The 14,126-nt window shown below is 69.9% G+C and carries 10 protein-coding genes; all 10 read right to left on the reverse strand.

From position 1 onward, the window contains the following. Positions 1-7: 7 nt before the first annotated feature. The gene (locus A4X17_RS16375) at positions 8-5,266 is read right to left on the reverse strand and encodes an Ig-like domain-containing protein (protein ID WP_064296712.1); all 5,259 of its coding nucleotides are present in this window, start codon (positions 5,264-5,266) and stop codon (positions 8-10) included. 108 nt (positions 5,267-5,374) lie between these two features. Further along, a complete protein-coding gene (locus A4X17_RS16380) occupies positions 5,375-6,130 on the reverse strand; it encodes a hypothetical protein (protein WP_231884419.1) in 756 nt (251 codons plus the stop codon). Between the two features lie 53 nt (positions 6,131-6,183). Next, positions 6,184-7,827, reverse strand: a complete 1,644-nt coding sequence (locus A4X17_RS16385) for a serine/threonine-protein kinase (RefSeq protein WP_064296714.1) — start codon at positions 7,825-7,827, stop codon at positions 6,184-6,186. Position 7,828: 1 nt separating this feature from the next. Beyond that, positions 7,829-9,187: an FHA domain-containing protein gene (locus A4X17_RS16390; RefSeq protein WP_157583574.1), complete on the reverse strand. Its 1,359-nt coding sequence runs from the start codon at positions 9,185-9,187 to the stop codon at positions 7,829-7,831. A gap of 10 nt (positions 9,188-9,197) precedes the next feature. Beyond that, positions 9,198-10,019: a PP2C family serine/threonine-protein phosphatase gene (locus A4X17_RS16395; protein WP_064296716.1), complete on the reverse strand. Its 822-nt coding sequence runs from the start codon at positions 10,017-10,019 to the stop codon at positions 9,198-9,200. Further along, positions 10,016-10,564, reverse strand: coding sequence for a hypothetical protein (locus A4X17_RS16400; protein WP_064296717.1), 549 nt, complete (start codon positions 10,562-10,564; stop codon positions 10,016-10,018). The genes A4X17_RS16395 and A4X17_RS16400 overlap by 4 nt, the downstream gene beginning before the upstream one ends. After that, complete coding sequence (locus tag A4X17_RS16405) at positions 10,564-12,210, reverse strand: hypothetical protein (protein ID WP_064296718.1); 1,647 nt, start codon at positions 12,208-12,210, stop codon at positions 10,564-10,566. Before A4X17_RS16405 ends, A4X17_RS16400 begins: the two co-directional genes overlap by 1 nt. Beyond that, entirely contained in the window at positions 12,207-13,151 is a 945-nt protein-coding gene (locus tag A4X17_RS16410) for a hypothetical protein (RefSeq protein WP_064296719.1), read from the reverse strand. The genes A4X17_RS16405 and A4X17_RS16410 overlap by 4 nt, the downstream gene beginning before the upstream one ends. Then, positions 13,151-13,645, reverse strand: a complete 495-nt coding sequence (locus A4X17_RS16415; RefSeq protein ID WP_064296720.1) for a hypothetical protein — start codon at positions 13,643-13,645, stop codon at positions 13,151-13,153. Before A4X17_RS16415 ends, A4X17_RS16410 begins: the two co-directional genes overlap by 1 nt. A 122-nt stretch (positions 13,646-13,767) precedes the next feature. Then, on the reverse strand, positions 13,768-14,064 hold the full coding sequence (locus tag A4X17_RS16420) for a WXG100 family type VII secretion target (RefSeq protein WP_056008215.1): 297 nt from the start codon (positions 14,062-14,064) through the stop codon (positions 13,768-13,770). Positions 14,065-14,126 lie beyond the last annotated feature (62 nt).

The raw sequence follows: 14,126 nt of genomic DNA on the forward strand, positions 1-14,126 counted from the left end.
TGTGGTTCTAGAGGTTGTTCCAGGCCGAGCCGGACATCGAGCCGATGGTGAACGTCTCACCGGTGGCGTTGTTCCGGAACGTCGCGGCGATGGTCTCGCCGCCGGTCATGACGCCGAGATGGTTGTGGTGCGTGAAGCTCCCGTTACCACCGACGGTCACGTTCATGGACGTGCCGATCGCGCGTCCATCGCGGGTGATGTCCACGGTGTAATTGCCCTGGGGCACGTTCTGGTAGTTCACACCGACGTCGTAGCAGCCGGTGCCGCCACTCTGACAGGCATGCGCGCCCCCGGACTTGAACAGGGAGCCGCTGGGCTTCGGCGGCGGCGGATCCTTGACCGTGGCCTCCGCCGGTCCGCCCTCCGGGCCGGTTCCGCCGGGCCCGGTCGCGGACACGTACACCTGATAGGTGCCCGCGCCGATGCCGCCGACGGAATCGCTGGTGCTCCCCGTCGTCCCCGTCTTCACGGTGCTCGAACCGCTCATGATCCGCCAGCTGTAGCTCGTGACCTGTCCACCGTCATCCGCTGGCCTCGCCCACTGCATGGTGAGGGTCGCCGGGGCATCTCCGGATGCCCGCAGCGACACGTTCTGCGGCGCGGTCGGGACGCCGTATGCGGTGGCCGTGACCGTCTCGGAGTCCGCGCTGTTGCCGACGGCATTGTGCGCGTAGGCGGAGAAGGTGTAGCTCTGCCCGTTCGTGACGTCGAAGGTGCAGTCGTTCCCCGGGGCGCACTGCTTCTCCCCGCCGCCGCTCCACTTCACCGCGTGGTACTCGATGGGCGCGCCGTTGCTCGCGGGCGAACCGCCGACGACGACGGTGATCTTGCCGCTCTTCGCGGTCTTCAGACTGAGCGACGGCGGATCGGGGACGTCCTTCACGATGACGGTGATGCGGCCCTGCACTCGTCGGTTGGGGTCGTTCGTCGCGTCCTGGACCGTGTAGATGACGCTGACGGTCCCGCTCTTGGACGAACCGGGCGTGACGGTGACCGAGCTCCCGGACACCGTGGCCGTCGCTCCACCCGCCGGGGCGCTCTCTACCGTGGCGTCGAGGATCTTGAGCGGCGTGTCGGGGAACGGGTTGTAGTCGTTGGCGAGCACGTTGATCGACTCGGCCTTGTTCTTCCGGCCCTCTTCCACGCGGTCGTCGATGGCACGCGGGAGCGGCCTCGTCGACGACACGACGCGGACGTTCACGGACCCCGGGACGGAGTACTCCTTGTAGTTCACGGTGAAGGTGAGCGTCGCCGAGGTGCCGGGCTGGGTGCCCTGCGGGGCGGAGATCGTCACCTGCGAGCCCGACAGGTTCCCCTGGACGCCCGCTGTGGTCCCGCCGAAGCCCTGGTAGGTGAGGGCTGCGAGGATCTTCGGGTTCGGGTGGTCGCTCGACGCCCGCAGGTCGACCGTGATGGGTGCCTCTCCGGCCTCGATCGTCACCGTCGGCGGCGTGAACGTCGGCGGGACGTCCTCGAGGTCCGGGTCACCCACCGTGATCGGCAGGGTGAGCAGTTTGCTGTCCCGGCCGTCGGTCGCCTCGAAACTCACCGACGCCGGTCCGCGGTAGTCCTTGGCCGGGGTGAAGGTGATCGTGGCGTCGTCGACGTAGCTCGACGTGCCGTTGCCCCGGAAGTTGACGACGCTGCCCTCGGAGGCGATGGTGACGGGCTTCCCGGACGGCGCCTCGGTGATCTCCGAGAGCTTCCAGGTCCGCGTCTCGTTGACCTTGACGATCTGCTCGGGCAGGGGGCTCTTGATCCGAGGCGGCTCACCGTCGGTCGCCGCCGGCACGATGATGAACGCCGCGCCGCTCAGCTGGGTGACGGGATCCGTCAACCGGTAGGCGATCGCCTGGCGTCGGTCGGTGAGGGTGACCCGGATGGTGCCACCGTCGCGCACCTCGCCGGACGGCGCGTTCGCACCCTCGAGGCTCGGCTGCAGGTCGTCCACGAGCCCCCCGGGGTTCTGCGCACCGTCGAGCACGTCGATGTCGACGGTCTTCTTCCCGACGATGTCGGCGTCCTCGAGGACGTGGTCGTCGGCCTCGGGGAACTGGGGCTTCGCGTCCTTCGTGACCTTGACCTGGATGTAGGCGCTGTCGATCCCGCCCTTGCCGTTGGTGATCTGGTATCGGACGGTGAAGAAGGCCTCCTCGTCCGGCACCTCGATCACGACGCGACTCTTGCTGACCTCGGCGGTGAGGCCGTCGTCCACCGAGAGCAGCTTCGGCTCGAGTTTGAGCTTGTAGCCGTTCGGATCGGAGTCGTTGGAGAGCACCGGCACCGAGGCGACCTTGCCGGGCAGCACCTCGATGTAGTCGTCGACCGCGTTCGGTTGCCCGTCGACCTCGGGACGCCCGATGACGCCGATCTTGATCGTGCCCACTGCGACCGCGCCGTAGGTGTCCTTGACCCGGTACTGGAAGGTGTCGGTGCCGGAGGAGTCCGGGGCCGCCTCGTAGACGAACCAGGTGCTCCCCTGCTCGATGACGCGACCGAGGAGGGGCGCGGAGGCGATGTCGTCGAGGACCACCGAGTCGCCGTTCGGATCCAGACCGTCGAGCGGGACGTCCACGCGGACCGTCGCACCGGCGAACACCCGGGAGGTGAGCAGCTGCGGGACGGGCGGTTGGTTGTTCTTCTTGTCCTCGCCGACCACGTTGAAGGTCACCGTGGCCGTGTCGGCCTCGCCGAAGGTGTCGTACACGCGATACGTGGCGGTGTAGGTGCCGGGCTCGGTCGGCGCCTGGAACCGCACCTCGTCGTCGTCGACGAAGGCCAGGCCGGCGGTCGGCACGTCGACCAGCTCGCGGTCGACCAGCATCACGGCCGCGTCGGGGTGGTAGTCGTTCTCGAGTACCGCGACGTTGGCGATGTCGCCGGCGCGCACGACGACCGCGTCGTCGCTGGCCACGGGAGCCTGGTGCTTGGGCAACGGCGGCACGGGGACGATGGTGACCGCCGCCGTCGCCGAGGAGGTCCCGTCGGAGACCGTGTAGGTGAACTGCAGTTGTCCCTCGAGCGGTGCCGAGGAGGAGACGCGCACCACGGCACTGTCGAGGACCTCGACGGAGAGGGAGGCGGACTCGTCCGGCACGTCGACGGACTGGAGCGCCAACACCTGACCGCCCGGCGACTCGTCGTTCGCGAGGACCGGGATCGTGATCGTCTCGTTCGGTCGCAGGTAGCCCTCGTCCTTCACGGCGACCGGTGGCTGCACGTCGGTGGGCTTCTCCAGCACGTCGACGCGGATGAGCCCGATGCTCGAGGCGATGCCGGCACCGAGCGTGTACTTCAGGTAGTAGGTGCCCGGCTCGTTCGACGAGACGGTGACCGACTGCTTCTCGAGACTCGGCGACGACACGAGTCCGCCCTGCAGGGCTTCGACACCGATGAGACCGAGGGGCGCACCGCTCGGTGACTGGTCGTTCGCGAGTGGCAGGACCTGTGCGGACTCGCCGACGAAGGTCGAGACGAAGTCCGGTGTACCGATGGGGCTGAGGGCGCCGGCGGGTTGCACGTCGACCTTGAGCGTCCCCTCCGCCGAGGTGACGCCGTCGGACACGACGAATTTGACGTCGCGCGGGCCCATCTCGGGCGAGGCGTGCGTGAACGTCACGAAGCCGTCCGGGGTGAAGCGGACGAGGTCGCCGGACGCCGGCGAGGCCGACTGGAGGAAGATGTCGTCACCGTCGGGATCGCGCCAGTCGGCGAGCACGTTGTAGGTGACCGTCTGCCCGGCCTCGACAGACACGGCGGCCTCGCGATGGGACGTGGGCGGCTCGTTGACCTCGGGCGGTTTGATGGCGATGCTCACGTTCGCCTCGGCCACGCCACCCGGCCGTCCATCGTTGACCGAGTACCGGAACGACGTCGTCCCGGCCACGAAGCCCTCTGCGGGCGTGAACTGCAATGCCCGCTTGCCGTCGATGTACTCCAGCTTGCCGGTCTCGGGACCGATGTCGCCGAAGTTCTGAATGGTCAGGACGTCGCCGTCCGCGTCGGAGTCGTTGTCGAGCAGCGGCAGGACCGTCGCGCGGCCCGGGCGGACGCCGAACGCGTCGTCGCGGGCGATCGGCGGCCGGTTCTCCTCGGTCCGTTCGGCGAGGGTGTCCTCGAAGGACTGCTCTGACGCCTTCTCGTCGCCGTCCTCGCCGTCCTCCTCCTGCGGAGGCGTCACCTCGTCCCAGTTGTCGACGAGGCGCATGTTCGCCTGCACGAGCCAGGAGTTGCCGGTCTGGACGTTGTTGAGCGCGATCACCGAGCGGTTCACCCGGAAGACGAGCTGCTGCCCGACGGTCTCCGGGTTGATGTCGGCGATGACCGGCTTCTTGTCGGCGCACTCTGCGGCATACCGGCTGGAGGAGGCCCACGCACCGTGCATGCAGCCGTCGAGGTTGACCGGGGCCGTGACCTCGGCCGCACTCGTCGCCTCGGTGACGACGTCCGCGTCGAGCACCTCCGGGTCGCCGCCACCGAGCGGGATGCGCACGAGGGAGTCGCCGGTCGCGATGACGGCAGCGTCGTCGGAGGCCGACGGCTCCTGGATCTTCAAGGGCTTGCCGGGCAGCTCGACGATGGAGCCGTCCTGCTTCACGAGGTCGCCGGACTTCAGGTCGAGGATGACCGCCTGCTCACCGGCCGCACTGAGCTGGTACTCGTCGAGCTTCGGGAGCTTCGACTCGGTCTTCGTGCCGTCGGGCAGGATGCGGTAGAGGATCCCCTTCGCCGGTGCCACCGCGAGGATGGTGCCCGTCGAGGTGACGACCGCCTGACCGGCCTTGCCGATGGAGACGATCGGTTTCGTTTCCGTGGGGTCGAACCGGAGTTCCCCAGCGGCGTCGACGGACCAGAGCTTGCCGGTCTCCCCCGCCACGACCGAGAGTCGGTCGCCGCCGTAGTGCACCGTCGCGCCGGTCGGCAGCGAGACGCGCTGGATGAGACTCGTGAACGCCGGGTCGATGCGCTCGAGCGAGGAGAGCGCCTTGTCCTGGAGGAAGACGTCGTCGCCGTCCTGCAGCACGTCGGCGTTGTTGGAGGCCGTCGAGACCGCTCCGTCGAGTTCGGAGATCTGGTCGTTGAGGCGCCCGGCGAGCAGGGACTCACCGTTGGTGACCCAGACGTCGCGGGACTCGAGGTCGACCTCGGTGACGGGGAAGCCCTGGTGGATGAGTGCAGCGGTCACCGGTACGGCGACGAGGACCGACAGTGCCGTGATGGAGGCCGCGGTCTTGCGCTTGCGCAGCCAGGCGCTCCAGTTGCTCACGATCCCCCAGGTGATGTTCGGTCAAGGCACGGTCCACGCACCGCGCTGCAAACGCGGAGTCACTCTAACAAACAAGTGCCGTCTGGAAAACGGTTGCGGGGGTCAACCTCAGGCTGGTCGTCCCCCGTCGACGCCCGCCTGGTCGGCATGGTCGAGGAGCGGCAGGTCGCTGGCGTCGACGAGCCTGGTCGAGACGGCGTACTCGACCAGTCGTGCGCGACGTCCGGTCGCGAGCTTGCCTGGTCCGCCGCGCAGCCCCTGCACCCCGAACTTGTCGAGCTTGTCGCAGACGTTGTCGAGCTTGCGGTTGAAGGTGGTCTGGCTCCAGCCGAGGCGGGCGGCGGCGGCCGCAGACGCCGGGATCTCACCGCGGCCGGGCGACGCCTGACGCAGGACGTCCTCGGCCAGGGCGACGATGAGGAGGCGCTGGCTGCTCGTCAGGTGGATCGGACCGACGGTCGTGGTCCCGGCGGTGGTCGTCGAGAGCTGCGACGGACTGAAGTACTCGAGATCCGAGGTGATCGTGAAGTCGTAGGTCGTCGTCCCCGCACTGAACAGCACCTGCAGCTCGGGGAACACGATCGGGAGCCGCGCGCCGGGCGCGAGCCACGCCTGCACGTTGCCGGTCGTGTCCGTCACCGTCGCGGAGAGGGTGTTCCCGATGTTCGTGAGCCACCAGAGCCCGGCGTCGAAGGTGACACTGAGGAAGGTGCGGTGCAGGAAGGGGTTCTCGTCGACGACGAGGTCGCCCTCGCGCCCGATCAGGAACGGCTTGCGTGCGTCCACGGCGTACTCCTCGCCGCAGAACTCGACGCGCACCGCCGTCTTCGTCGTCGTCGTGTCCGTCGCCTCGTCCATGCTCATCGCCCAGTCCCCCTGATATCTGTCATCGTGTCGCTCCCCGTGCGTCCGTCCCGCTACTGCTGCGAGCACATCTCGAGTGGATCGGGCGAGGTGACGCCGCCCCGGACGATCACCACCTCGATGCACAACTGCGCGCCCGGAGCACTCGGCTTCAGATCGACCGCGTACGTCGAGGTCGGTACCTTCGGCGAGTTCTTGCCGCTGCTCGTCACCTGGTAGATGTACGAGTCGCCGTCCTGCGGATCCGGGTTGTCCCAGATGAACGTGACGACGCTGCCGTCCTCGCTGATGTTCACCCCGAACGGCTTCGGCGAGGGGACGTCGCTCAGTTGGATCGGCGCCCCGGTCGCGGCGGCGGTCGGCTTCGGGTCGGCGGCCGCGCCCTGCCAGATGATCCCGGCCGCGATCCCACCGACCGCGAGCACCGCGACGCCGCCCACCACGAGGAGGCGGGTCAGTCGGCGACGTCCGCCTCGTCCGTCCGTATCAGCATCGGGGTCCTCCGCCGGACCTGCGGCGGCGGTCTCGAGGCGGTCGCGGCGGATCGTCTCGGAAGGCGCCGAGGCCGCTCCGACGGTGATCGGCGCCGACGGTTGGATCGGCTGCACGAGCGGTCCCGCCGAGCGGACCACCGTCTCGTCGCCGACCGGAGGCTGCACACTCGGCACGCCGGGACGTGGCTGGGCCTCGACCGTCGGGACCTGTCGGACCCGCGTCTCGTCCGACGCACTGCTGGACGTGTCCGGTCGGGGGGTCTGCGACTGCGGCTGCACGAGGTTCGGGATGTCGATGGGCGTCGGCGCGTACGCCAGCTCCATCTCGACGCGCTGCAACGCCCGCGCGAAGTCGACGGCGCTCTCGAAACGGTTGGCGCGGTCCTTCGCGAGGCCCTTCTGCAGCGTCGCGACGAGGGAAGCCGGTGCGTCGTCGCGCCCGAGCGGCGTGATGGTCCCGCGCTCGATCCGGCTGATGAGGTCGGCCGCACCGTTCGACTGCCCGGGGATCTCGAACGGCGTCCGCCCGGCGAGGAGCGTGTAGACCGTCGCCGCCAGGGAGAACACGTCGGACCGCACGTCCGGATGCGGCTCGTCCTCGAACATCTCGGGCGGCGACCAGGGGATGGAGAGACCGACCGTCTGCGTGCCCGAGGCACCGGTGGAACCGACGTCGCCAGGGCGCCCGGGGCCGGCGTTCGTCGGAACCTCGAGTTCGACGGCCTGTGAGATGCCGAAGTCGGTCAGCGCCGGCCAGCCGTACGCGTTGGTGAGCACGTTGGCCGGTTTGATGTCGCGGTGGAGGATGCCGGCCGCGTGGGCGGTCGCCACCGCACTGGCCAGGCGGACGCCGGTGCGCAGCGCATCGGCGACGGCGAACCGCCGCAGCTTCGCCTGCTCGGCGAGGCTCGGCCCCGCGCAGTACTCCATCGCGAGGTATGGTCGTCCGTCCGGGGCGACGTCCGCCGTGTAGATCGTGACGATGTAGGGGTGCGCGGAGAGCTGCGCCATGAGGTTCGCCTCGGCGACGAAGGCCTCACGGGTCTGCTCGCTGAGGTGCTCGGCGAGGAGCACCTTGACGGCGACCTGACGCCTCGGCAACTGCTGCTCGTACAGGAAGACGTCGGAGAACCCACCCGCTCCGAGCTGTCGTTCGAACCGCAGCCCGGGGATGGCCGGCGGTTGCGAGGGTGAACGGCGCACGTCAGCCCTCTCGGACGCGCAGCGCGACGCCGCCGCCGAGGTCGATGACGGTCCCGACGATCACCGGTGTCGGCTCCCCTGGTCGGAGGGACTGCGGTGCCTGACCGGGCAGGACGACCTGCGTGCCGTTCCGCGAGTGGAGGTCGGTGACGACGACCGTGCCGCCCTCGACCGCGACGCGCACGTGGCTCCGCGAGATGTCGTCGCCCGTGAGCGTGACGAGTGTCGGGACGACGGACGCCGGGACCTGCGAGACGCTCGGCGCCCGGCCGAGGACGACGGGCGAGGCGAGCGATTGGCGAGTGCCGCCGGGGAGTTCGAGATACGTGAGCGGGGTCGCCGACGGCGTGGACGACCGGGCAGGCGGAGTCTCGGCCGCTCGACGCGCACGCAGCGCGGCGAGGTCCTCGGCGAGGATCGTGTGGCCGTCGTGGTCGCCGAGGTCCGATGGTCCGACTGCCGCGGGTTCCGGCGCGGCGACCGCGGTGGCTGCCGCCTGCTGGTGCGCCGACTCCTCGGCCGCCGCGCGTTCCGCGTCGCCGGCCTCGTCGACCGCCGCCGCACCGACCGGTCGGAGCACGGTCTGGCCGAACAGGAAGTCGTAGCCCTCGTCGACGGGCTCCTCCGGGGTGGAGGGGGTCTCGTCCGGGTCGTCCTCGTCGTGGAAGAACTGGGTGTCGGAGACGGACGGCACGACGTGGAGCGACTGCGCCGGCTCGATGTGCGCCACCGGGGTCGCCTCGTCGCCGTCCGTCCCGTCGTCCGCGTCGTCCGAGGTCGCCGCGGACGCAGCGGGCTCGGCGGGAGCCGGGACGGGCGGGGCCGCGAGCTGCTCCGCCGCCGTCGGCGCATCGGTGGACGATTCGGTCGACGGGCGCTCGTCGCTGGTCGGAGCGGCGACGGAAGCCGTGGACTCCTCGTCGAGGGTCGCCGTGATGGAGGTCGTCCAGACGGCTCCCGACCCGAGCGGGAGTCGCACGCCGGACGGGTTCGGCTGGTCGCTCCGGAGCGTGACGCTCACCGCGTCCGCGTGGTGTTCCTCGACCCAGGTGGTGGCGCGGGCCCCCAGCACCGTCTCGGTCCCGGCGGCGCTCGTCACGACGGCCGCGGCGAGCCCGCGCACGATGACCGTCGCTCCCGATCCGTCCCAGACGGCCGCGGCGAACGCGGGCGTGTTCGAGAGACCGCCGGCCGCGAGGCGGTCGACGATCAACGACAGCGACGCGTCGCCCGGGAGGTCTGCGGCGAATGCGGCAGCAGCGGTGTCGTCACCCTGGGCGTCGACCAGCACCAGTCTGCCGGGCCCCGCCACAGCGAGCCAACGGCGGACCTCGGCCGGTTCCATTTCGTACGAGTACACGGCCACTCCTCTAGCCTCGCGGCATCGTCTCTTCAAGATACCCGAGACCACCCGCGTCATCGTAGCCGGGGCCACTGGACATCAGCGAGGTCGACACGACGTCGACGACCAGTGCGGTCACGTTGTCCCGCCCACCGGCTGCAAGCGCGAGCTCCACGAGGCGGTCTGCCGCTCCCTCGAAGCCCTGCGACAGGACCTCGGCGATCCGCTCGTCGGACAGCTCGCCGGTGAGCCCGTCGGAGCAGAGCAGGAACCGCTGCCGCCCGACGACGGGAAGGAGCCAGACGTCCGGGTCGATGCCGGCCTCGACGCCGATCGCCTTCGTCACGATGTTGCGATCGGGGTGTTCGCGCGCCTCCGCCTCCGTGATGGAGCCGGCGTCGACGAGTTCCTGCACGGCCGAGTGGTCGACGGTGATCCGACGGAGTGCGCCGTCGGCCCAGGTGTACACCCGGGAGTCCCCCACGTTGAACACCATCCAATGGAGGTCGGTCTGCGGCGACAGCGCCACGAGCGCGAGGCCCGCGACGGTCGTGCCGATGACCCCGTTCGGCGTGGGGATGCCGCGGATGACCGCGTTGGCGGCGACGATCGTGGTCACGACCGCCTCGGTCGTCGTCGGGATGCCGATCGGGATGCCACGTTCGAGCGCCGCCGCGACCTCACGGCTCGCGACCTCGCCGCGTTCGTGCCCGCCCATGCCGTCCGCGACGACGAAGGCGGGTGCGCCGGCGTAGAACGCGTCCTCGTTCAGGCGTCGGACCAGGCCGGTGTCGGTCCGCCCCTCACTGCGCAGGGTGTGCGTGGACCGCGCGGTCTCGATCGTCGTCATCCCTCTCCTGCCAGGTCGTCCGGAAGCGCTGGGACTTCGCCGGGCCAGGTGCCGTATCGGTCGTCGAGATCGACACCACGCAAGGAGACGACGTCGCCGCCGTAGGGGATCGTCGCGACACCGAGCGTCGTCAGGGTGTCCGTCACCCACGCCGTGTCGCGACCGGCACCGGTGACCCTGAGCGTCACGAAGCGCTCCGGGGCGTCCTCGGTCTGCGACCAGACCTGGGCGAGGACGAAGTCGAGCAGCGCCGCGTCGCGGTTCGCACGCCGCTCGGGGACGACACCGGCATCGTAGGTCTCATCCAACTCGAGGTTGACCGCGAGATAGCGCGTGGAACCGTCGTTGGCCGGCGAGATCCGCGCCGCCACACCCGTCACCTCCTCGATGGCCGCGATCGCCTCATCGGTCGATCGCGCCTGTTCGGACGAAGGCCCGGGCGCCCCGGTCGACGCGGGCCGCCGGGCGCCGGGCAGCAGCGCACAACCGGCGAGCAGGCCGGTCAGCACGACGGAGACGACCACGACACTGAGGATCCGATGCATCAGTTCCGCCTTCCGTGATAGTCCACAACGGTCTGTTCGCCGCTGAAGAATCCTCCCGCAGAATCGAGGAACGCGTCGACACTCGGATCACCGGCGCGGCTGACCTCGTCGGCGAACTGCTCGTACCGGCGCGAGCTGTGCGACGACGCGATGCCCGGCTCGTGCGGTTCCAGTTCGCCGCTCTCCGGATCGACGAGCCGCGGGGCGTCACCCTGGACAGACGTCCAGTTGGCGCTGTCCGGGTTCTCACGGCCGTCCAGGCGCGCGACCGGGTCCTCCTCGAACTCGAGCGACAGCACCTCGACGTCGTCGGGGATGTCGTAGCGCGCGATGGGCGAACCCGCTGTGACGACATGGGTGATGTTGAACGGCACAGACGGGTCGGAAGCGATCAGGCCGGCCGTGATGCCCCCGAGACTGAAGCCCTCGAGCATGACCGGATCGGTCGGCGAGATGCCCTGGGCGCGCATCGCATCGAGGACCGCCGCCGCCAGCGCGGTCTGCTCACCTTGCATCGCGACGACGTCGGATGTCGAGTCGTTCGCAGCCGACCCGGCGTCGGGGTTCCAGACCATCGTGCTCGGGATCTGGACGATGAACGACTTGGGTGGGCCGGCCGTCTCGACGATCCTGATGTCGCTGAACTCCTCGCCGCCGATGCTGTCGATGGCGCTGGACCCTCCCATGAGGTCACCGATGCCGCGGACGTCTCCGTGCAGGACCGGGATCCCCCGGGGGCTTCCATCGTGTCCGACCGACAGGCTGGCGGAGCCGTCCTCGAAGAGCCCGAACCGGTTCCCGCCGCCCGCGATCGCCGCCACCGCCTGCTCGTAGGTGAGCGGTGGCCAGACCTGCCCGGTGAACGCGGTCATCAGCCCGTTGAACCCGGGGATCACGTTGCCGACGAACGCGAGACCGGTCAGCAGGCCGGGTGCCCCGTCCGTGAGGACGTCGACGAGCCAGGCGTTCTCGCCGAGCACGGTGTTCCCGAGCGCCGCCAGTTCCTGGAGGTTCTCGAGCGCCTCCGAGTAGGTCTTGGCCGTACGGTCGATCACGTCCTGCGGTGAGTACGCCGAGATCGAGTTGGTCGCGAAGAGTCCGGCTACACCGGCCGGCGAGAGCAGCAGCCAGGGGTTGTCGCCGATCTGGTCCATGGTCTGCTGCGCGCCGTCGACCAGCGACTCCACGCCCTCCAGGACCACGTTGCCACCGGCGACGCCGAGCATCCACGCCCCGCCGACCACTGCGGCGCCCGCCGCGACGACGACGCCGACCGGCACCGCCAGGACGCCGACGACGAAGGCGACACCGTTGTGGAGGGCGACCGTCGCTGCGGCGATCAGCTGGTCGGCGGTCTCGTAGGCGACGACGGCGCCCTCGAGGAAGACGGCGGAGACGCCGGTCTCGGTCGCCACGAGGAGGAGGGAACCGGAGGCGAGGACGATGGCGCCTTCCGCGGCCGCCCCGGTGACCGGTGACAGGATGATCGACTCGAGGAGGTCGCCGTCGACCGCCTTCGCGGCCGCGGTTCCCGAGCGCCCGATCAGCTCGGTCGACAGCGTGGACAGCTGTCGTGCCTGCAGCCGCATGTCGTCGAGCTTCGCGCCGACGCCTCCAGTACCGCCGGAGACCGTGATCCCGCTCATGCGCGTGCTCCCTGGATGGTCGCGGCGATCGCCAACACCTCGGCGACGATGTCCGCGCGACGGACGGCCCGGATCGAGACCCGGGTCCCCTCGGCGACGGTGGTCGGGTCCATACCCGCCGCTTCGACGTCCGGCGTGTCGACCGACACGGCGACCCAGCCGTCGGCACCGCGGAGCCAGGTGTCCGTCCACCGTCTCATGGGCTCCCCGCTCCGGGAGAGCGCATCGAGCCGGAAGCCGCCGTCGATCCGCCGCGCGACACCGCCGAGGAGCACCGCGGCCTCCGGGCTGTGGAGCTGTTCGACGACCGCGCCGACGACGTCCGGTCGGTCCTGGCGGAGCGCGAGGACGAGCGCCTCGGCGTCCGCGAGCGGGAGGACGACCACGTCGGTCGAACGACCCCGCACATCCGGGACGTCGTGGAGCGCGGAGAGGGGCCGCAGGAGTTGCTGGGCCAGCCCGGCGGTGTCGAAGGCGCGGATCTCGACGGCGTCCTCGTCGCGCGCGGCCGTGCCGTGCTCGACGACGGACGCGTCCGAGTGGTCGACCCGCTGCGTCCGCAACAGCGCCAGGGCGTGCGCGCCGATCACGGAGACGGACTGGATCGCCGTCCGGTCGAGGGTCCAGCAGGAGGCGTCGACGGCCGCCGTCGCGAACTGCGGCATCGACAGGAAGGCGGCGAAATCGGGATCGACGTCGGCGGTGAGGTCGTCCGGGAGGCTGTCGTCGCCGCGGGCGAGGAGTCGCCGCTCCCGGAGCCGCGCGACGGCTCGCTGCTCGCGCTCACGGACGTCGGCGGACGACACCTCCGAACCCCATTCGCTGTGGAAGGCGGGTGGCAGCACGATGTGCGGGGTGCGGTGCTCCAGGACGTGGAGTTCGTCGGCGGTCAGCAGGAAGGCCGCCGCGGCCGGAGCCGGGCGGGTACGGGTCATGGGCATCAGGGGGTCCATCCTCGGCTGCGGTAGAGGTCTGCAAGGTCCAACCAGCTGCGGTCACCGGGGGTCGGCAGCGATGGCGTGGAGGCGACGATGTCCTTGGCCTGGTGCACGAGGAAGTCAGGAACCTCCTGGCCGAAGAACTCGAACACCTTCGCGGCACCGTCCTTCACGGTCTCGACCGCACCGGAGACGAGGTTCACCGCGTCGTTCCAGCGGTCGCCCACCCAGCGCGCGGCGTCCTCGATGAGCTGCTTCACGTGTTCGACGGCGGTCGCGTGCGCGTCGAGTTTGTCAGCGGCGTCGTCGAGCTGCGTCGCCGAGTTCTCGAGCGAGACCGCCCGGGTGCCGAGCTGCTCGATGAAGGTCTCCGCCGCGGTGGAGGTCCACGCGAGCTCGGCCGCCGAGCGGAGGTCTCCGGCACGGCCACGGACCTCGGTCGCGAGGGTTCGGAGCTCCGTCGCGCGGAGGCGGATCTGTTGGGTGTCGCCGTACACTGCTCGCTCCTCGTCGGGTGATGCTGCCTCGCTGGCGCCGTGGGTCGCCTTCGCCGGAAAAACCGCGCGCCCTCACCGACACGTGGTCGGGAGGGCGCGCAGAGCGAAGCCGACGGTGGTGACTACTGGCCGGCGCCGGCAGCGAGCGCTGCGTCGGTCTGCTCGAGCGTGGTCACAGCGTTGTTGAGGTAGCCCGACAGCTTGTCGAGGTGCTGGATCGTGACCGTCGCGCTCTGCGTGAAGGCCGTGTAGGTCTCGTTGAAGGTGCCGGACGCGGTGTCGGTCTGGAACCCGGAGGACACGAGGTTGTTGATGAGGGTCTGGAGGCGGTTGAGCGTGGTCTCGACCTCGCCCTTACCCGTCGTCAGGTTGACGGCGGCCTGCTTGATCTCGCTGTAGTTGACGTTGATGTTGGCCATGAGTCTTGCTCCTTCGTTGTGGTCACCGGCACCGTCGGTGCCTTCATCATGTAACCACAACG

Source organism: Plantibacter sp. H53, from assembly GCF_001650455.1.
GTDB classification, from domain to species: Bacteria; Actinomycetota; Actinomycetes; order Actinomycetales; family Microbacteriaceae; genus Plantibacter; species Plantibacter flavus_A.

Coding starts and splice junctions, on each gene's coding strand:
- A4X17_RS16380 (WP_231884419.1), bottom strand. CDS start 6,130: ATGAGCATGGACGAGGCGACGGACACGACGACGACGAAGACGGCGGTG.
- A4X17_RS16395 (WP_064296716.1), bottom strand. CDS start 10,019: ATGACGACGATCGAGACCGCGCGGTCCACGCACACCCTGCGCAGTGAG.
- A4X17_RS16400 (WP_064296717.1), bottom strand. CDS start 10,564: ATGCATCGGATCCTCAGTGTCGTGGTCGTCTCCGTCGTGCTGACCGGC.
- A4X17_RS16405 (WP_064296718.1), bottom strand. CDS start 12,210: ATGAGCGGGATCACGGTCTCCGGCGGTACTGGAGGCGTCGGCGCGAAG.
- A4X17_RS16410 (WP_064296719.1), bottom strand. CDS start 13,151: ATGCCCATGACCCGTACCCGCCCGGCTCCGGCCGCGGCGGCCTTCCTG.
- A4X17_RS16420 (WP_056008215.1), bottom strand. CDS start 14,064: ATGGCCAACATCAACGTCAACTACAGCGAGATCAAGCAGGCCGCCGTC.